We start from the raw sequence: 18,977 nt of genomic DNA, 5'->3' as shown, positions 1-18,977 counted from the left end.
AAAGGCTCCGATTAAGGAGCCTTTTTATTTACTTGTTGTTTGAATCAAATAGCTTTCATAAATCTTGATGATATCTACCTAAAATACATCTATACAATTAATAAAATTCTAGACATAAAAAAAGACCCTTGATTTATCAAGGGTCTTTTCGAATTTGGCGGAAGCGGTGAGATTCGAACTCACGGAGGGGGTAAACCCTCGTCGGTTTTCAAGACCGGTGCATTAAACCGCTCTGCCACGCTTCCATGTGCGCCATAATACGGAGCTTTTCGTATTATGACAAGAGAAAAAAACATCTAAAGCATTCAAATGAATATTGTTTCACCAAAAATGCTAAAAAAACTATAATTTGGCTGCTAATTCAGCACCTTCACGTATTGCACGCTTAGCATCTAGCTCTCCTGCTAGCTTTGCACCACCAATAATATGGTACTTCGCAAAAGTATTTTCACCATCTGCAGGCATTATTTCTTTTACAGACTCCTGCCCTGCACAAACCACAACTGTATCTACACGTAAAAGTTGATCTTGCCCTGCTGTTTCAATCCATAAACCTTCATCTGTAATGGCTTTATATTGAACCCCACGGAGCATGCGCACATTATGTTTCTTTAATTGTGCTCTATGTACCCAACCCGAAGTTTTACCTAAGCCTGCACCTAAAGGAGTAGTTTTCCGCTGTAGTAAATAAATTTCACGAATTGGTGGTTCAATTTCGGCTTTAACCATACCACCTTCAGTCACATAATTCGGATTAGAATCTACACCCCACTCACGTTGCCATTCATCTAAAGGTTGTGGTTGTTTTTGATGTGGCGGTTTTAACAAGAATTCTGAAATATCAAAACCAATACCACCAGCACCAATGACTGCAACTTTATGTCCAACTTCTGCACCACGTAAAACTTCTGCATAAGACAATACTTGTGGTAAATCACTACCTTCAATTTTTAAAGCACGTGGAATAACACCTGTTGCCACAACTACTTCATCAAAACCTTCACGCTCTAATTGTTCACGGTTCACTTTGGTATTTAAGCGTAAATCTACACCCATTTTTTCAATTTGAACTTTAAAATAACGAATGGTTTCGTGAAACTCTTCTTTACCCGGTACAACTTTCGCTAAATTAAATTGTCCACCTACATCTGCACTTGCTTCAAACAAAGTCACTTGATGACCTCTACTTGCAGCAATAGTTGCAGCAGACATACCTGCAACGCCACCACCGACTACAGCAATTCGTTTTGGTTTTTTCGTTTTTACATATACCAATTCTGTTTCGTATGCAGCTTGTGGGTTCACTAAACAACTGACACGCTGATTTTTAAATGTATGATCTAAACATGCTTGGTTACAGGCAATACAAGTATTAATTTCATCTACACGGTTAGTTGCAGTTTTATTAACCCAAAATGGATCTGCCAATAATGGTCGCGCCATTTGAATCATATCTGCTTTACCCGAAGCAATAATGTCTTCTCCGGTATCCGGCATATTAATTCGATTCGATGCAATGACAGGAATAGTCACATGCTTTTTCACTTCTGCTGTGTAATCGACAAATGCTGCACGCGGTACAGAGGTGACAATGGTCGGAATACGTGCTTCATGCCAACCAATACCTGTATTCAGCAAAGTAATGCCTGCATCTTCCAATGCCTTTGCTACAGTGATGACTTCATCCATAGTATTGCCATCGTGAACCAAATCGAGCAATGACAAACGGAAGCAAATAATAAATTTCTCGCCAACTTCCTTACGAATGGCTTTTACAATTTCTACAGCAAAACGCATACGGTTTTCTATTGCACCGCCCCATTGGTCTTCACGTTGGTTAACGTGTCGACTAAGGAATTGATTTAGTAAATAACCTTCTGAACCCATTATTTCTACACCATCGTAGCCTGCTTTTTTTGCAAGGCTTGCAGAATAGGCATAATCTTTGATGGTATTTAAAATGGTTCTTTCACTCATTTGGCGTGGCTTAAATGGTGAAATTGGTGATTTTATTGCACTTGATGACACTACAAATGGTTGGTAGCCATATCGTCCTGCATGCAGTATTTGTAATAAAATTTTCGCGCCATGTTTATGTACAGCACGTGTGACCAGTCTATGTGGTACAACATCACCCAAGGTATTCATAGTACCGCCCGCAGGAAGTAACCAGCCTTGTCTATTTGGTGAAATTCCGCCTGTAATAATTAAGCCTACGCCACCTTTTGCTCGTTCGCCAAAGTATGCTGCTAGTTTTGGATAGTTATAAAATCGGTCTTCTAAGCCCGAGTGCATTGAACCCATGACAACTCGGTTTTTGATGGTGGTAAAACCTAAATCTAGTGGTTTTAAAATGTTTGCATAGCGAGTTGTCATGTGGCGTTCCTTTTTAATTTTGGCTTTGCAACTTGTTGCATAATACTTTAGCTGATTTTATCTTTTTGTTTATGACATTTTTATGCAAATCTGTGAATGTTCGGTCAATTAGAATAAAATCTCAAAAACCTGCATTTCTTCTATAGATAAACACAAACTCCTAAAGGAAATGATGGAGTTTGTATACCAACCTCTCCTTAGCTCTCTTCTAAAAGGAAAGGGATTCACCATTATGAATTGCAGAGATAAAAAAAGCGTAGCTTTCGCTACGCTAGAGATAGGGCTTTACCGCTTTATCGTTATTATAACTTTTACATTATTTCCAATTTTTCAATTTTGAAGTATGACCAATCCCCACATTAAAACTGTTTGTAGGGTCAAGCTTTTGGTAATGCGTTTTCAGCGCAGGCTTCGCCACATATAAATGTCCCACATTATGTTCAGCAGGGTATTCCGCTCTACGATCATCCAACAACTTCCACATTTCATGTTCCATTGCTAAAGGATCAACACCTTTTTTCACAATATAATCTTGATGGAATACGTGACATAAAAAATGACCGTAATAAAGTTTATGAAGTATTTTTTCATCCATCTCTTTCGGTAAGGTTTCAACCCATTGGCGATCATTTCGACGTAACGCAATATCTAGCGCAACAATATCTTCAACTTCGCTTAAATGCGTATCACGGTAACGAATTGCTGCACCTGCCACCGCAAAACGATGTAAAAATGCTTTACGTCCTTCATCTGCATCACAAAGGAAAAAACTGCCTGTTGTATGTTGTTTGAAGTAATCTTCAAAAAATTGCTCAACTTGTTCAACATCCTGATTTTCAATACGAAGTACCAAATGGTGCTCATACAAATCACGGAATTCATTCATACGTTTTGGTAAATGAGATGGTAAAAATTTCGTCACCAATTGCAAAATTTTATCGCTTAAACCACGTAAACCAAATTTCTGTAAATGACCATCTACTTTATCTTTCATTGCAAATGCAGCAGGCACTTTTGCCGTACCAAATTTCTCAATGAACATAAAAGTATCTTTACCGTATTCAGCACCAATATCGTATGCAACTCGATGAATATACTCACCTGCAATAGGTACATTCGGTAAATCTTTCAATAAGAAACGACGTATTTCAGTCAAATCATCATGTGAATTTGTACCTACATAAAAGACTTGGCTCGGAATTTTCTCAAAGGTATCTAAACGAACGGCGAATACACATACTTTACCTGCCGAACCCGAAGCTTCAAATAAACGAGTTGGGTCTGCATTAAAACGTGCAGGCGTGTCTTCATCTACCTGACGCACGTCATGTGAATAATGTTGATCTGATGCACAACGATGTTCTTCTTGTTTTACATCTGTTGGTGCGTATTTTTGATGCTGTAAGTTTTCTAGAATTTCCTCAGGCGTATCCCCTAAATGAATGCCTAAATGGTTAATGAGTTCTAATTTTCCATCATCATTAACACGTGCATATAAGGCAAGTTCTGTATAAGCAGGACCTCGACGCACTAAAGCACCACCCGAGTTATTACACACACCACCAAGTACCGAAGCACCAATACATGATGAACCAATCACTGAATGTGGTTCACGGTTATAAGTTGCAAGCTCTTTTTCTAAAGCATCTAGCGTTGCACCCGGCAAACAAACCACTTGCTTACCCTCTTGAATGACTTGAATACCTGCTAAACGACGTGTACTTAAAAGCAATACAGGGCGATCATATTCCCCAAATGGAGTTGAACCACCTGTTAAACCTGTATTTGCCGCCTGCATAATCACAATAAAATCTGCTTCTACTGCAATTTGAAGCACTTTCCATTGTTCTACCAATGAGCCCGGTGCTACAACTGCAAAAACCTCGCCCGAACCATAACGTCGCCCCTGACGATATAATCTAGTGTCGCCATCATCAGTTAAGACGTGTTGTTTACCCACAATATTTATAAGTTTTTGCAGTGACTGTTGTTGATTTTTAATATCAGACATTTTTAGATTCCTACTAAACTTATTTACAGTGCAATAAGCTTTTACGGGATATGTTTTAAATCATTCAATAACATTTAAGATGAACAATATTGAAAGTGAAAGGAAAATACAGCGTTGCTTTTACCTAAATAAAAGCAACTTTTATGTAAATTGAATAAGGTACGGTGTTAACCTGCTAATTCACGTTCTAACTTCACTAAACAGTCAGATGTTATATCAGCAATCGTTTTTGCACCTGTGAGTGTCATTGCAACACGCATTTCTTTCTCAATTAAATCAAGCAAATTACTTACGCCTTGACCGCCTGCTGCGCCCAATGCATATACAAATGCACGACCTAACATACAAGTGTCTGCGCCCATCGCGATCATACGCACAACGTCTAAACCGTTACGAATACCTGAATCTGCAAGAATTTTAATATCGCCTTTTACAGCATCTGCAATTGGAGGTAATGCACGAGCTGAAGATAAAACACCATCTAACTGACGACCACCGTGGTTTGAAACCACAATACCATCGGCACCAAAGCGTACAGCATCTTTGGCATCTTCAGGGTCTAAAATACCTTTGATGACCATTGGGCCATCCCAAAACTCACGAATCCACTCTAGGTCTTTCCATGAAATAGAAGGATCAAAGTTATTGCCTAACCAACCAATATAATCTTCTAAACCTGTTGGTTTACCTAAGTATTTCGAAATATTACCTAAATCATGCGGACGCCCCATCATGCCCACATCCCACGCCCAATGTGGGTGGAAACAAGATTGCATATAACGACGCATTGCAGCATTTGGCCCACTCATACCTGAATGAGCATCACGATAACGTGCGCCTGGAACTGGCATATCTACTGTAAATACAAGCGTTGAACAGCCTGCTGCTTTTGCACGTTCCAATGCATTTTTCATGAAACCACGGTCACGCAGTACATAAAGTTGAAACCACATTGGACGTTGAATTGCAGGTGCAACTTCTTCAATTGGACAAACAGAAACTGTAGATAAAGTAAATGGAATACCTTTTTTATCTGCTGCAACCGCTGCTTGAACTTCACCACGGCGAGCGTACATTCCTGTTAAACCTACAGGTGATAATGCAACTGGCATTGATAAAGTTTCATCAAACAATTTAGTTTCAAGACTTAGTTCTGACATGTCATTGAGAACACGCTGTCTAAGTGCAATTTTTGATAAATCTTCTACATTGCGCTTGAGTGTATATTCCGCATAAGCACCACCATCAATATAATGAAAAAGGAATGGTGGAAGACGTCGCTTTGCGGCTTCACGGTAATCGTTCGCAGAAGAGATAATCATAATTTATATCCTATTTAATCGACTCGCACGCTGTTGACGAGCTTCTTCTTCATCAATCGAGCGTACTTGTTGAATGACAAACTCAATGTGTCCACAAACTGCATTTCGTGCAGCTTCTGGATCTTGACGTTCAATTGCAGTCATGACATTAAAATGCTGATCTTGCAATTGATCAAAACGGTGTGATTCTGAGTAGACCTTGCGTCGCCCTAAAACCACGTTAAATTGCAATAAATCGAATAGGCTTCGCATTAACTGAATAAGAACAACATTGTGTGATGCTTCAGCTATTGCTAAATGAAATTTGGCATCTGCACGAGCAGCTTCATCATCTTTCCCAAGCGCTTGGCAGTGTGCAATTTCATCGTAACAAGCTCGAATTTTTATAATATCTTCTACTGTTGCACGTTGCGCTGCATACCAAGCTGTACCACCTTCAAGTATTAAACGAGACTCTTGAACATCGAACCGATATTCAGGATCTACATCTATTAAGTTACTTAAAGGCTGTACAATTTTGTGCTCAGACCAATGTATAGGTAGCTGCTGCAAGTAATTACCTGCGCCAACTTTACTCAAAAGCAATCCTTGGCTAACCAACTGTTGAATTGCTTCTCTTAAGGATGAACGTGAAACACCAAGTTGTTCACACAGTTTTCTTTCAGCAGGCAAACGGTCTCCGACTTGCATATTCGTCTGTTCAATTAATATGCGTAGACTTTGTACAACTTTGTCGGAGACTTTCATTTAACCTATCCTTTATTGCGTGTTATGGAATCATCCAAGGGAACACATAAGCTTGTAGAGTAATAATAATACCGATCATTACTGTAAACGTTATACTGTGTTTAACAGTAAAACGGAACAAGTCGGACTCTTTACCTACAAGACCTACAGCCGCACACGCAATTGCAATAGATTGTGGTGAAATCATTTTACCTGTCACACCACCACTAGTATTTGCAGCTACCAATAACACCTCAGGTACACCAATTTGTTGTGCTGTTGTTGCTTGAAGAGCAGCAAACAATGCATTTGCAGATGTGTCTGAACCTGTTAAGAACACGCCAATCCATCCTAAAAACGGAGAGAAGAATGTGAATGCATGACCTGTATGTGCAAGTGCTAATGCAAGCGTTGCAGACATACCTGAGTAGTTCGCAATAAAGGCAAATGACAACACCATACCAATTGAATAAATTGGTGTTTTTAACTCACCAACTGTTTCTGTAAATGCATTTACAGCTTCTTTGGGTTTCATTTTTAAGTAAATGATGGTGATAATTGCAGCAATCATAATTGCTGTACCTGTTGCAGATAACCAATCAAATTTATAGATCGCATCGTAATCTGTAATTTCAGGCACAACAGGTGGCATTTTTTCAATCATTTGATGCAAATACGGCACCTTAATTGAAAATACTAAATCGCTCAAAGGACCATCTTTTGCAAATAAGTCTTTAAACGGCTTAATGCTCCAAATTGTTACCATTGCAGTTAATACAGCAAATGGTGACCATGCTTTCGCAATTTGACCTAATGTGTATTTTTTACGTGCTTCTGCAACAATCGTTTCATCTACTTTTACATCTTCATCTTGGAAACGGAAAATATGTTTTGGTTTCCAATATTTCAATAAAATAGTCAAACTTACTAAAGATGCAATTGCAGCAGTAATATCTGGTAATTCAGGACCAACAAAGTTAGATGTTAAGTACTGCGCCATTGAGAACGAAAAGCTCGCCACAAAAATTGCTGGCCAAGTTTCTTTAACACCGCGCCAACCATCCATAATGGCCATAATCCAGATCAATACAATTGGCACCATAAATGGCAACTGACGACCTACCATCTGGCTAATTTCCATTGTATCTACGCCAGAAACCTGACCCGCAACAATAATTGGAATACCCATTGCACCAAAGGCAACTGGAGCTGTATTTACAATTAAGCATAAACCAGCTGCATATAAAGGCTTAAAGCCTAAACCAACAAGTAAAGCAGCTGTAATAGCAACAGGTGCACCAAAACCTGCCGCACCTTCTAAGAAAGTACCAAATGCGAAACCTACAAGAAGCATTTGTAAACGCTGATCTTCTGTAATAGACAAAATCGAAGAACGAATAACATCGAACTGACCTGTTTTTACAGAGATTTTATAAAGGAACAATGCGCCAATAATAATCCAAGCGATTGGCCATAAACCGTATAGAAAACCATAACCCAAAGAAGCAAAAGCCATTTGAGTTGGCATACCATAAGCAAATAAAGAAACAAGTAATGCCAAAACAACCGTGATTGTTCCAGCGACACTGCCTTTCATACGAAATACAGCTAAAGCTAAAAAGAAAAATACAATTGGAATTAATGCGACAATACTTGAAAGCCAAATATTGCCCATAGGGTCATAAATCTGTTGCCAATTTTGAAGCATCTTCTACTCCTTGAAATGCTTGTTTTCACTCTAGGCTTATTTAAATATTATTGGTCTTACCAATTAAGCATTAAGCAAAAAAAAATACACAAAATAACCACAAGATAATAGTTTCTGTTTCTTTTAAGCGCAATATTTAATTTAAATATAATTATTGGTCATACCAATTTTAATTATTAACAATAAAAATTTAAGGAATAATCAAAATAAGCACTTAACATAAATGATTAATTTTTATAATTATTTTAATTTAGTGTTTGTAGGTATATCAATTCTCATACTTTAGTCTACACAAAAGTTTTGACCTATATGGCGTAGTTGATTGTAAAGATTAAATATCTTTAACAGCAAACTAAGTTTTTACTACATGCTATCAACCTAAAACATCCACAAAGTAAACACCGTTTCACACTCAGCCTATTCACCTCCAAAAACATTGAATATTTTTAATATTTGCATTTTTTTCAGAAAACAAGCTCAAGTTAAAGTGCTATAATATGTGGTTTACAGATTCTCCTTGGCCACCAAATATGGTGCCTGTTTTAGAAAGTTAGGACTTACAATGACTGATAATGCAACTATCTTGCAGAATGTACCAGTAGGCAAAAAAGTAGGTATCGCCTTCTCTGGTGGTCTAGATACTTCAGCTGCTTTATTGTGGATGAAACAAAAAGGTGCTGAACCTTATGCTTATACAGCAAACTTAGGTCAGCCAGATGAAGATGACTACGATGCTATTCCTAAGAAAGCAGAAGCTTATGGCGCAGTTAAAGCTCGCTTAGTTGATTGCCGCTTACAACTTGCACTCGAAGGTATTGCAGCAATTCAATGTGGCGCTTTCCACATCAGCACTGGTGGCGTTCCTTACTTCAACACAACTCCATTAGGTCGTGCAGTAACAGGTACTATGCTTGTTACAGCAATGAAAGAAGATGACGTTAACATTTGGGGTGACGGTTCGACTTATAAAGGTAACGACATTGAACGTTTCTACCGTTATGGTCTTTTAACTAACCCTGCGCTTAAAATTTACAAACCATGGTTAGACCAAACTTTCATTGATGAGCTTGGTGGTCGTGCGGAAATGTCTCAATTCCTTATCGACAACGGTTTTGACTATAAAATGTCAAAAGAAAAAGCATATTCAACAGATTCAAACATGTTGGGTGCAACTCACGAAGCGAAAGATCTTGAATACCTTGATGCTGGCATCAAAATTGTTGATCCAATCATGGGCGTTGCGTTCTGGAAAGATGACGTAGAAGTTAAAGCTGAAGAAGTTTCAATTACTTTTGAAGAAGGCTTCCCTGTTGCGATCAATGGTCGTCGTATCGAAGATCCAGTTGAGTTCATCTTAGAAGCGAACCGTATTGGTGGTCGTCATGGTCTAGGTATGTCTGACCAAATCGAAAACCGTATTATTGAAGCGAAATCTCGTGGTATTTACGAAGCTCCGGGTATGGCTCTTCTTCATATTGCTTACGAACGCCTAGTAACTGGTATTCATAACGAAGATACAATCGAACAATACCGTATTAACGGTTTACGTTTAGGTCGTTTATTATACCAAGGTCGTTGGTTCGATTCTCAAGCGCTTATGCTTCGTGAAACTGCTCAACGTTGGGTTGCTAAAGCTGTAACAGGTACAGTAACTTTAGAACTTCGTCGTGGTAATGATTACACAATCATGAACACTGAATCTGAAAACCTTACATACGAAGCTGAACGCTTAACGATGGAAAAAGGCGATTCAATGTTCTCTCCTATGGATCGTATTGGTCAATTGACTATGCGTAACCTAGATATTACAGATACTCGCGCTAAACTTGGTATTTATACAAATACTGGTTTATTGGCAGTAGGTACAGGTTCTGCTGTTCCTCAATTAAAAGACAAAAACAAATAAGTTTGTTGAATGTCAAAAAACCGCTCTTATGAGCGGTTTTTTATTGCCTTTAAATATGATTAAAACCATCAAAATAAAAAGATGATCATTAAGTTATAAAGCACTTAATTTTACTTTTTAAAGTGAAAATTACACACATAAAATGAGAGAAATTTTAACCGTTTAAATTACACTCAAGAAATTAGCAAATATTTACGTAAATCTATCTCTTTATTCATTTTTGCGGTTACCAATTTCACCACAATTCGATTATCATTTATTTTATTTTCTAGTAAGAATTATTTTGAATACGATAACCTTGCTTCAGCCTGATGATTGGCACGCTCATTTACGTGATGGACTCGCTCTAGAACGTACAGTACCCGATCTTGCAAAACAATTTTCTCGCGCAATCTGTATGCCGAACTTAGTTCCACCTGTGAAAACTGTGGAAGAAGCAGAAGCATATCGTAGCCGTATTATGGCGCATGTGCCTGAAGGCATCGAATTCGACCCTCGAATGGTTCTTTACTTCACAGACCAAACATCTCCTAAAGAAATCTTAAAAATTAAGAAATCTGAACATGTAAATGCAATTAAACTTTACCCTGCTGGCGCAACAACCAATTCAGACAATGGTGTTAGCGACATTAGCAAAGTTTATGCTGTTATTGAGCAACTTGAAAAACATCAAGTTCCATTGTTATTGCATGGCGAAGTTACACATAATCATGTCGATATTTTTGACCGTGAAAAACGTTTCTTAGATGAAGTACTTTCACCGCTGATGAAACAATTCCCAGGCTTAAAACTTGTTTTAGAACACATTACAACAAGTGAAGCGGCGAATTTTGTTTTAGAACATGATCGCAATGTTGCAGCAACAATTACACCGCAGCATTTATTATTTAACCGTAATGATATGTTAGTTGGTGGTGTTAAACCGCATTTCTATTGCTTACCAATTTTAAAGCGCCAAACACATCAGCAAACGCTACTAGAAGTAGCAACAAGCGGTAATCCTAAGTTTTTCTTAGGAACAGACAGCGCTCCGCACTCTAAAAATGCTAAAGAAAATGCATGTGGTTGTGCTGGATGCTATAGTGCGCCTACTGCTATTGAACTATATGCTCAAGCCTTCGATCAAGTTGGTAAAATTGACCGCCTTGAAGGTTTTGCAAGCCACTTCGGTGCAGACTTCTATGGTCTTCCACGTAATACCAGTACCATTACTTTGGTAAAAGAAGATCAAATTATTCCTGAAAGCTTAGACTATTTGGATGGTGAAAAAATTGTCCCTCTTTATGCGGGCAAAACGATCCAATGGAGAAAATTGTGACAGACGAAACTCTACCAATCATTGGTCAGCGTTTCCGTGGCTTCCTACCTGTTGTTGTTGATGTTGAAACAGCAGGTTTTAATTCACAGACCGATGCATTATTAGAAATCGCAGCTATTCCTATTATTTATAATGAGGAAGGTCAATTTGTTCCGGGGCAAGCGTATCATGCGCATATCAACCCATTTGAAGGTGCAAATTTAGACCGTAGATCTTTAGATTTTATTGGTATTGATCCATCGAACCCTATGCGTGTTGCAATGGCTGAAGATGAAAAATCTGCCTTAAAACGTATTTTCAAAGCAGTAAATGAAGTACGTCGTCAACAAAATTGCACACATGCGGTTCTTGTTGGACATAATGCGCATTTCGATTTAGGTTTTGTACAAGCAGCAATTGCGCGTACAGGCACTAAAAATCAAAACCCATTCCACAGCTTTTCAGTATTCGATACTGTAACTTTAAGTGCTGTAATGTTTGGTCAAACAGTTCTAGCTAAATCTTGTATTCAAGCTGGTATCGAATTTGATGGTAAAGAAGCACATTCTGCTTTGTATGACACTCAAAAAACTGCAGAACTTTTCTGCTTTATTTTGAATAAGCTTGCACCGCATCTTGTAGAAACACTTTTATCAGTAGAACAATAAGTTCTTTTGATACAAAAGCACCCTAGAAATTAAATCCCTCATTTTTGTGTTTCACATTTAAATGGTCATTTAATTTCAATAATGAGGGTGCTTTTTTACATCTAAACACTCCCCAACCTACACAACTTGTATTTTTACCAACCAAATAAATGTAAATAATTATCATTTATATTGAAAAATACGCCAACTCAAATGATAACCGCTTTTATTTTCATTTTTATAACTTTCACTTCATGACTCTTACTCGTACTTATATCAGTTGTGCCATTCTTTCTATTATTAGTGCATCGCTGTATGCAAATGATCAAACTGATACTCTAGAAATTAAAAGCGAGAAATCATCTATTCAATTATCCCCACTTGTTGTCAAAGCAATTGAAGATAAAGATGTCGGAATAACTGTATATACAAAAGAAGATTTAGAAAAAACGCCGAATAATAAAAAAACAATTTCTGAACTACTGAAAGTTAATTCGAATGTTCAATTTACAAACTCAGAAAAAGCAGCAGGTAGTCAAGCTGAAATTCATGCAAGTGATATTTCAATCCATGGAGCACTTCCTTATAACAATGCCTTTCTTTTCAATGGAATGAGTATTAATAATGACATTAATCCATATGAAAGTAATTCTGGTATTAGTGACCCAACATCCCTAAAAGGTAATTCACAAGCAGTAACCCTGAATATTGACCTTCTCTGCAACTTAGAAGTATTAGACAGCAATGTCAGTGCACAGTACGGAAAATTCACTGGTGGTGTAATTAGTGCAACAACTTGCGCCCCCAAAACAGTAGTAGGAAAAATTCACGGCAATATAAACTATGACTATACCTCTTCAGATTGGTACCGATTCAACTATATTGACTCATCGGAAGAAAGTGATTTTGAGGATACAACTCAAACAAATGCACAAAAAGACTTTAATCAAAAAGGTATAAGCCTGAATACATATGGACGATTAACTGAAAGTTTAGGCTTTAATTTAGGACTAAGCCAACGTAAATCAGACATACGATCCACATCAAAACTATCAGATGCTCGCCCTTATAATGAGGATCGGACGTCTACAAATATTAATGCTGAGCTATTTTATAATCCTAGCAATGACTTGGAAATTAAATTTTCCGCACAAAATTACAGTGATGAATCTACCCGCTTCAATCAAAGTATTTTAACGAACGGTTACAATCAAAAATCAGACAACCAATCATTACAATTAAGCATTAGAAATGACTTCCCTTTATTTTCATTAACTAACAACATTAGACTTCCTTCATAAATCATTTTTCAACCAATTTAATTGTTTATCTTTCACCCAATCTAAATTGTATATGCCAGCAAGTAAATTAAACCGCAGGTTTAATCGTTTACGACGATTTCTATATACACAAGATAAAATCTTAAAACATTTCATCCTTCCAAATACATGCTCTACTTGAATTCGTCTACGACCAATCTCTTTATTTAACTTTTTTAATTCAGAATCTAGTTTTTCAGTTTTCTTTGCTTTAGATGGCATGAGGCATCCAAAACCCAATTTCTTTATCCCTAAATACCCCTTATCAACGATAAAAAAGGGCTTAAATTTTAATTTCCTCATGCTTTTTTTAAATATTTTAAAATCATGCATGCTTCCATGACTTCCACATACACTCAGTATTTCACCTGTTGTATAGTGCATAGATAGCTGAAATTTAAAGGTATGTCGCTTTTTTTTACCGCTATACCATTTCTTCTGTTTTTTTTGGACGTTGAACTAATATTTCAGTTGCATCAATCACAACAACTTCCCAATCCACTTCATCTCGATTAGGAAGTTGTTTTGGCAAGTTAAATTTTCCAGAACGGATTAAGGTATCTTCAATAACGCGTGTGATACGAATTGCACTCGTTTCAGATACACCGTAACTCATACCAAGATGGAAAAATGTTCGATATTCTCTCCAATATTCTATACATAAGAGTAAACGATCTTCCAACGGTAATTTATGTGGTCGTCCTTTACCAATATGACAAGGTAACTCCTTATTTAGCTCGGCCAACATGAGGTTAAATGTAGCCCAACTAACACCGGTAAGCCTACGAAACTTAACGTCTGATAATTTTTGAATATCTTTGAATTTCATCCAAGGATTATCCCTTGGATTAAATAATTTTGCTGATTAATTTAAGATCAAATAAATTGTACGTTTTTTGATTTATGACGGAAGTCTATTAATTATCAGAAAAAAAAGAACGAACGTCTAAGCACTGATGGAGATAACTTTACTTGGTGGAAAACAGAAAATAAAAACTGGAGTGATAAAACCTCTGTATCAGAGGGAGCAACTGGCACCATATTCAATGAACAACAAACCTTAGAATATAGTACTTCTGCAAAATTCATTCCTTTTGAATTTTTCAAAACAACGCATAACTTTCATATTGGAGCTGGATTTACTAATAATGAAGCTGCTTGGCATCGTCCAAATGATTATACCCAATACTTTCTTCCAACTGGATTTAACACAGACTGTATTAAAAATGACGGATCGATAGATATTGCTTGCGACCCCGATTATATTCCAAGTAAAAAAGCAACTGGACAATACAGCAAAACAAAAACTGTTCATGGAATGGGCTCTATTGATGTCCAACAAGACAGTTGGTTTGCATTTATAGAAGATCGCTTACAATGGGATAAAAGATTTGAAGCTGTTCTTGGTCTACGCTACGATTACGACAGTTTAAGTAAAAATAAAAATATTGCACCTAGAACAGCTTTTCACTACAAGCCTTTCGGTGATCAAAGTTTAAAATTTAGCACAGGCTGGAATCGTTATTATGATCGTTATTTGGTGGTGTTTCCAAAAGTATGCTGAAAAAAAACAGGTTGGCTTTTGATAAAATAGTGAGATGCAAATAACACTAGAAATCAAATGTCCAACCTGTCGAAGTGACAGTATAAAGAAAAATGGCTTCAAACTAAATGGTAAGCAAAACTATCAATGTAAAAACTGCAAGCGTCAGTTTATTGGGGATCATGCTCTTAGTTACCGAGGTTGTCATTCTGGTATAACAAATAAAATACTCCACCTGATGGTTAGAGGGGGTGGTATAAGAGATATTGCAGAAACCGAGCGTGTCAGCATAGGTAAGGTTTTACGAACATTAAGTAAATCCACTTATAAAATTCGCCCTAAGCAAAATTATTATGAATCTATTGAGGTTGATGAGTTTTGGACTTTTGTAGGAAATAAAAAGAATAAACAATGGCTTATTTACGCATACCATAGAGAAACAGGTGAAATTGTTGCTTATGTTTGGGGTAAACGAGATCTGGCGACAGTCCAACGATTGAAGGCAAAGTTAAAGCAATTAGGTGTTCACTACACCCGAATTTCAAGTGATCACTGGGATAGTTTTGTGACTGCCTTTAAAAACTGTAAGCAAAGTATTGGTAAGTTTTTTACTGTAGGTATTGAAGGAAATAATTGTAAAATAAGGCATCGAATTAGACGTAGTTTTAGGAAAAGTTGTAATTTTTCGAAAAAGCTTGAAAACCATTTTAAAGCCTTCGACTTAACCTTCTTTTATATCAATAATGGCTTCATTTAATTTCAGCATACTTTTGGAAACACCACCCGTTATTTATATAATTTCGACTTACAAGATGGAATTTTAAATTTTCAAAATCAATATACTCGAACAGACTTAAATAGCGATTGGACACCCAAAGTATCGCCAAACAAAAACAATATTAAAAGAAGTGATTTAGATTTACCTTATGCAGATGAATGGATGCTCGCACTGAGCAGTGAATTCAAAAACATTCGCACGCAAATCAAATATGTTAACCGTGAATATAAAGATCAATATCATTTAATTTATCCAGATCCAAATAATATTTGGACTCGTGAATATAGCAATAATAAAAGCTATAGCTCGGAAAACATAACTTTAGATGTCGGTAATATTTTACCATTTGACATTCTAAATACTAAGCATCGCATGAGTTTAGCTGTGAGCTATTCAGATACTAAGCGCGACTATAATAATGCCAATGATTCTGAAACTAAAGAATATAGCCACGTTTTATATAATGGAAAACTCATCACTCCGAATAACCTACCTGCCAGTGATTTTAATGTCCCTTTAACTGCTCGTATAAGTTGGGACTTTACACCAAATTTTTTAGCTGGATTAAATATTAGTAATTTCTTGGTTTACAAACCAACCTTCCAAGGATTAACTAAATCTAGCAGCATAGCTAAACCATACACTCATATAAACAATCTACCCGTAATTTATAGTTATAACGACACAAGTATTCCTAGTGTCGTTCGTTGGGATATGCGAGCAAGCTATACTCACCAAATATCTCAAAATATTCATGCTATCTGGGGACTAACTATTAATAATGTCACGAATCGACACAATAAATACTTAGATACCGACTACTATTTAAAATCTGAAATAGGTCGCCAATTTATTGCCGATATTACTTTTAAATTTTAAGTTCTACAGAAGAGTCCTACCGGACTCTTTTTTATCTAAATAACGTCAAATATCACCAAGGTATAAAAGGCTGCACTCTTTAGTTAGTTTTTAAATTAGTAAAATTAATCAATATAGCTTAACTCACACCCACCTTTACTCATCACAATCTACTTCGCTACAGTCTTAATAAATATATAAATTCATTTATGTTTAATATATTTACCAAAAAATAAACAATCAGTTCATTTATACAAAAATAACTAAGTTTGCAGTTTGACAGCTTTATAAAAACCCAATAACATACGCATCACCTCAAAACGTCCCTATCGTCTAGAGGCCTAGGACATCGCCCTTTCACGGCGGTAACCGGGGTTCGAATCCCCGTAGGGACGCCATTTATCGCACCATGCGATCACTCGTTAAACAAAATCATTATAATTTAATTGCAGATTTGTAGTTTTTCACTACAATGGTCGGCTTCATTTATTATTTATTTTTAACAATCCTATGCACTCATCTCCGAATGATGCTTCGCATCAGGGCAATTCTGCGCCTTTAAAACGCGCTATGAGTACTCGACATCTAGTTATGATTTCGCTTGGTGGCGCAATCGGAACTGGCCTATTTTTAGGATCGGGTGAAGTCATTGCACAAACGGGGCCAGTAGGTGCCATAATCTCTTACTTCTTAGGTGGTGTTATCGCATACATGGTAATGCTATGCCTAGGAGAACTTGCTGTACACATGCCTGAATCTGGCTCATTTGGCGCTTATGCCAAACGCTATATTGGTCCAGGAACTGGTTATACCATTACATGGTTATATTGGCTTACATGGTCAGTTACGCTTGGAACAGAATTTACTGCAGCCGCACTTTTAATGCAGGAATGGTTCCCAGACAGCTCTATGTGGATGTGGACGCTCATCTTTGGTGCTTTCGTGTTTACCTTAAACATGATTTCAACCAAATGGTTTGCTGAATCTGAATTTTGGCTTGCATTAATTAAAGTTATTACCGTTGTTGCTTTTATTCTTTTAGGTTTACTTGCAATATTTGGTGTACTTGGTTATCGCGGCTTCGAATCTGCACCACTTTTCACTAATTTAACTGCTCAAGGTTGGTTCCCAGAGGGTTTATTCCCTATTTTTGCAACCATGTTAATTGTTAACTTTGCCTTCTCAGGCACAGAGTTAATTGGTGTTGCTGCGGGTGAAACTAAAGATCCAGCTAAAAATGTTCCCAAAGCAATTAATACTGCAATTTTCCGCTTATTAATTTTCTTTGTAGGTACCATTATCGTTGTGACTTCACTTCTACCACATCAAGAAGCAGGTCTAAATGCTGAAGGTGTAAGTAGCAGTCCATTCGTAACGGTATTTCAGCACATTGGTATTCCTTATGCTGAAGATATTATTCGTTTTGTAATTATCACGGCATTATTATCTGCGGCAAACTCTGGTTTATTTGCTGCATCTCGTATGATGTGGTCACTTTCATATACGAAACAATTACCTGCTGTATTCTCTAAATTGAACAAACGCGGTATTCCGTACGTTGCAGTTTCTGTAACAATGATTGGTGGTTTACCAGGTTTACTTTCTGAGCAATTTGCACCAGAAACAATTTTCAGTAACTTACTTGGTATTGCTGCATTTACCATGGTTGTTGTTTGGATGAGTATTTGCTTAAGCCAATTCAATTTCCGACGCCAATGGTATAAAGCAGGACGTACAAAAGAAGAGTTAGGCTTTGCTGCTCCACTTTTCCCTATTGTGCCAATTCTAGGTTTCTTATTCTGTTTTATTACCTGTGTAAGTATGGTTTTCGACCCATCATTACGCATTAGCTTCTTTGGCTGTTTAGCATTTATTGGTATTTGTTATGCAAGCTATTACGGGCTGTATCACAATAAATCTGAATAAACTCTAAAAAGAGTAACTTCGGTTACTCTTTTTTTTGCATCATTATTTTTAAAATTTTATTTTGGTAGTTTTCAACTTATTTAAAGATAATTTTTCATTATTGATGCAATTCACAGCACTTTTTCAATATTTCTATAAATTATGTTGATAAATTATCCATTCAAATCAATATCATTATTTTTTTGCTGAAAAGCGTTTGACACCCCCATCATTTCGACCTAATATACGCCCACCTCTGAAACGTCCCTATCGTCTAGAGGCCTAGGACATCGCCCTTTCACGGCGGTAACCGGGGTTCGAATCCCCGTAGGGACGCCAATTTCAGAAGTAATGTTTGTATTTAGTCCCTATCGTCTAGAGGCCTAGGACATCGCCCTTTCACGGCGGTAACCGGGGTTCGAATCCCCGTAGGGACGCCACAAACTTTCACTTGAAAGAGAATGGTTTTACAAATAATTACTTCATACTGTCCCTATCGTCTAGAGGCCTAGGACATCGCCCTTTCACGGCGGTAACCGGGGTTCGAATCCCCGTAGGGACGCCATATTCGAGATGCTAAA

14 protein-coding genes, 5 tRNA genes and 1 pseudogene are annotated in these 18,977 nt (G+C 37.1%); 12 read left to right on the top strand and 8 right to left on the bottom strand.

The genetic code is table 11. The features are described 5' to 3' along the window. Positions 1-155: 155 nt before the first annotated feature. From MZO21_RS04350 to lldP, 6 genes are all read right to left on the bottom strand, one after another. A tRNA-Ser gene (locus tag MZO21_RS04350) sits at positions 156-245 on the bottom strand. Positions 246-342: 97 nt separating this feature from the next. After that, the gene (locus MZO21_RS04345; RefSeq protein ID WP_154772586.1) at positions 343-2,376 is read right to left on the bottom strand and encodes an NADPH-dependent 2,4-dienoyl-CoA reductase; all 2,034 of its coding nucleotides are present in this window, start codon (positions 2,374-2,376) and stop codon (positions 343-345) included. Positions 2,377-2,692: 316 nt separating this feature from the next. Beyond that, a complete protein-coding gene (dld, locus tag MZO21_RS04340; protein WP_154772585.1) occupies positions 2,693-4,387 on the bottom strand; it encodes a D-lactate dehydrogenase in 1,695 nt (564 codons plus the stop codon). A 167-nt stretch (positions 4,388-4,554) separates the two neighbouring features. Continuing rightward, a complete protein-coding gene (gene lldD / locus MZO21_RS04335; protein WP_154772584.1) occupies positions 4,555-5,709 on the bottom strand; it encodes an FMN-dependent L-lactate dehydrogenase LldD in 1,155 nt (384 codons plus the stop codon). A 3-nt stretch (positions 5,710-5,712) separates the two neighbouring features. Then, complete coding sequence (gene lldR / locus MZO21_RS04330; RefSeq protein WP_154772583.1) at positions 5,713-6,456, bottom strand: transcriptional regulator LldR; 744 nt, start codon at positions 6,454-6,456, stop codon at positions 5,713-5,715. Positions 6,457-6,478: 22 nt separating this feature from the next. Further along, complete coding sequence (lldP, locus tag MZO21_RS04325) at positions 6,479-8,143, bottom strand: L-lactate permease (protein WP_154772582.1); 1,665 nt, start codon at positions 8,141-8,143, stop codon at positions 6,479-6,481. A 562-nt stretch (positions 8,144-8,705) separates the two neighbouring features. Between lldP and argG the strand changes: the two genes are divergently transcribed. The 4 genes from argG to MZO21_RS04305 all read left to right on the top strand — a co-directional run bounded on the left by argG (position 8,706) and on the right by MZO21_RS04305 (position 13,294). Beyond that, entirely contained in the window at positions 8,706-10,049 is a 1,344-nt protein-coding gene (gene argG, locus MZO21_RS04320) for an argininosuccinate synthase (protein WP_154772581.1), read from the top strand. A 283-nt stretch (positions 10,050-10,332) separates the two neighbouring features. Next, on the top strand, positions 10,333-11,367 hold the full coding sequence (pyrC, locus tag MZO21_RS04315) for a dihydroorotase (RefSeq protein WP_154772580.1): 1,035 nt from the start codon (positions 10,333-10,335) through the stop codon (positions 11,365-11,367). Continuing rightward, complete coding sequence (rnt, locus tag MZO21_RS04310; RefSeq protein ID WP_154772579.1) at positions 11,352-12,014, top strand: ribonuclease T; 663 nt, start codon at positions 11,352-11,354, stop codon at positions 12,012-12,014. Before pyrC ends, rnt begins: the two co-directional genes overlap by 16 nt. A 233-nt stretch (positions 12,015-12,247) precedes the next feature. Further along, positions 12,248-13,294 (top strand): TonB-dependent receptor plug domain-containing protein, encoded by a 1,047-nt coding sequence (locus MZO21_RS04305; protein WP_248103670.1) that lies wholly within the window; start codon positions 12,248-12,250, stop codon positions 13,292-13,294. Here MZO21_RS04305 and MZO21_RS04300 read toward each other — a convergent pair. Together MZO21_RS04300 and MZO21_RS04295 are read right to left on the bottom strand one after the other, a co-directional pair. Further along, positions 13,289-13,699 (bottom strand): annotated as a pseudogene (locus tag MZO21_RS04300) (transposase family protein); the annotation flags it as partial. The gene MZO21_RS04305 and the pseudogene MZO21_RS04300 overlap by 6 nt on opposite strands. Before the next feature lie 37 nt (positions 13,700-13,736). Continuing rightward, on the bottom strand, positions 13,737-14,141 hold the full coding sequence (locus tag MZO21_RS04295) for a transposase family protein (RefSeq protein ID WP_152872730.1): 405 nt from the start codon (positions 14,139-14,141) through the stop codon (positions 13,737-13,739). An 87-nt stretch (positions 14,142-14,228) separates the two neighbouring features. Between MZO21_RS04295 and MZO21_RS04290 the strand changes: the two genes are divergently transcribed. The 8 genes from MZO21_RS04290 to MZO21_RS04255 all read left to right on the top strand — a co-directional run bounded on the left by MZO21_RS04290 (position 14,229) and on the right by MZO21_RS04255 (position 18,961). Continuing rightward, positions 14,229-14,876: a TonB-dependent receptor domain-containing protein gene (locus MZO21_RS04290; RefSeq protein WP_248104275.1), complete on the top strand. Its 648-nt coding sequence runs from the start codon at positions 14,229-14,231 to the stop codon at positions 14,874-14,876. A 34-nt stretch (positions 14,877-14,910) separates the two neighbouring features. Continuing rightward, positions 14,911-15,612, top strand: coding sequence for an IS1 family transposase (locus MZO21_RS04285; protein ID WP_152874006.1), 702 nt, complete (start codon positions 14,911-14,913; stop codon positions 15,610-15,612). 183 nt (positions 15,613-15,795) lie between these two features. Continuing rightward, positions 15,796-16,512 (top strand): hypothetical protein, encoded by a 717-nt coding sequence (locus tag MZO21_RS04280; RefSeq protein WP_248103460.1) that lies wholly within the window; start codon positions 15,796-15,798, stop codon positions 16,510-16,512. Positions 16,513-16,813: 301 nt separating this feature from the next. Continuing rightward, positions 16,814-16,889, top strand: a tRNA-Glu gene (locus MZO21_RS04275). Between the two features lie 112 nt (positions 16,890-17,001). Further along, positions 17,002-18,417 (top strand): amino acid permease, encoded by a 1,416-nt coding sequence (locus MZO21_RS04270; RefSeq protein ID WP_154772577.1) that lies wholly within the window; start codon positions 17,002-17,004, stop codon positions 18,415-18,417. A 242-nt stretch (positions 18,418-18,659) separates the two neighbouring features. After that, positions 18,660-18,735 (top strand) — tRNA-Glu (locus MZO21_RS04265). A gap of 25 nt (positions 18,736-18,760) precedes the next feature. Further along, a tRNA-Glu gene (locus MZO21_RS04260) sits at positions 18,761-18,836 on the top strand. Between the two features lie 49 nt (positions 18,837-18,885). Beyond that, positions 18,886-18,961, top strand: a tRNA-Glu gene (locus MZO21_RS04255). The last annotated feature ends 16 nt before the right edge of the window (positions 18,962-18,977 follow it).

This window comes from Acinetobacter portensis, assembly GCF_023158935.1.
Classification (GTDB): Bacteria; Pseudomonadota; Gammaproteobacteria; order Pseudomonadales; family Moraxellaceae; genus Acinetobacter; species Acinetobacter faecalis.
Note: the sequence above shows the minus strand (reverse complement) of the source record. Positions and strands in the feature narration are given on the sequence as shown.

What these genes read in the sequence shown, in the direction of transcription:
- lldP (WP_154772582.1), bottom strand. Translation starts at nt 8,143, where the DNA reads ATGCTTCAAAATTGGCAACAGATTTATGACCCTATGGGCAATATTTGG.
- MZO21_RS04295 (WP_152872730.1), bottom strand. Translation starts at nt 14,141, where the DNA reads ATGAAATTCAAAGATATTCAAAAATTATCAGACGTTAAGTTTCGTAGG.
- lldR (WP_154772583.1), bottom strand. Translation starts at nt 6,456, where the DNA reads ATGAAAGTCTCCGACAAAGTTGTACAAAGTCTACGCATATTAATTGAA.
- MZO21_RS04270 (WP_154772577.1), top strand. Translation starts at nt 17,002, where the DNA reads ATGCACTCATCTCCGAATGATGCTTCGCATCAGGGCAATTCTGCGCCT.
- rnt (WP_154772579.1), top strand. Translation starts at nt 11,352, where the DNA reads ATGGAGAAAATTGTGACAGACGAAACTCTACCAATCATTGGTCAGCGT.
- MZO21_RS04280 (WP_248103460.1), top strand. Translation starts at nt 15,796, where the DNA reads ATGCTCGCACTGAGCAGTGAATTCAAAAACATTCGCACGCAAATCAAA.
- dld (WP_154772585.1), bottom strand. Translation starts at nt 4,387, where the DNA reads ATGTCTGATATTAAAAATCAACAACAGTCACTGCAAAAACTTATAAAT.
- MZO21_RS04305 (WP_248103670.1), top strand. Translation starts at nt 12,248, where the DNA reads ATGACTCTTACTCGTACTTATATCAGTTGTGCCATTCTTTCTATTATT.
- argG (WP_154772581.1), top strand. Translation starts at nt 8,706, where the DNA reads ATGACTGATAATGCAACTATCTTGCAGAATGTACCAGTAGGCAAAAAA.
- MZO21_RS04285 (WP_152874006.1), top strand. Translation starts at nt 14,911, where the DNA reads ATGCAAATAACACTAGAAATCAAATGTCCAACCTGTCGAAGTGACAGT.
- MZO21_RS04345 (WP_154772586.1), bottom strand. Translation starts at nt 2,376, where the DNA reads ATGACAACTCGCTATGCAAACATTTTAAAACCACTAGATTTAGGTTTT.
- lldD (WP_154772584.1), bottom strand. Translation starts at nt 5,709, where the DNA reads ATGATTATCTCTTCTGCGAACGATTACCGTGAAGCCGCAAAGCGACGT.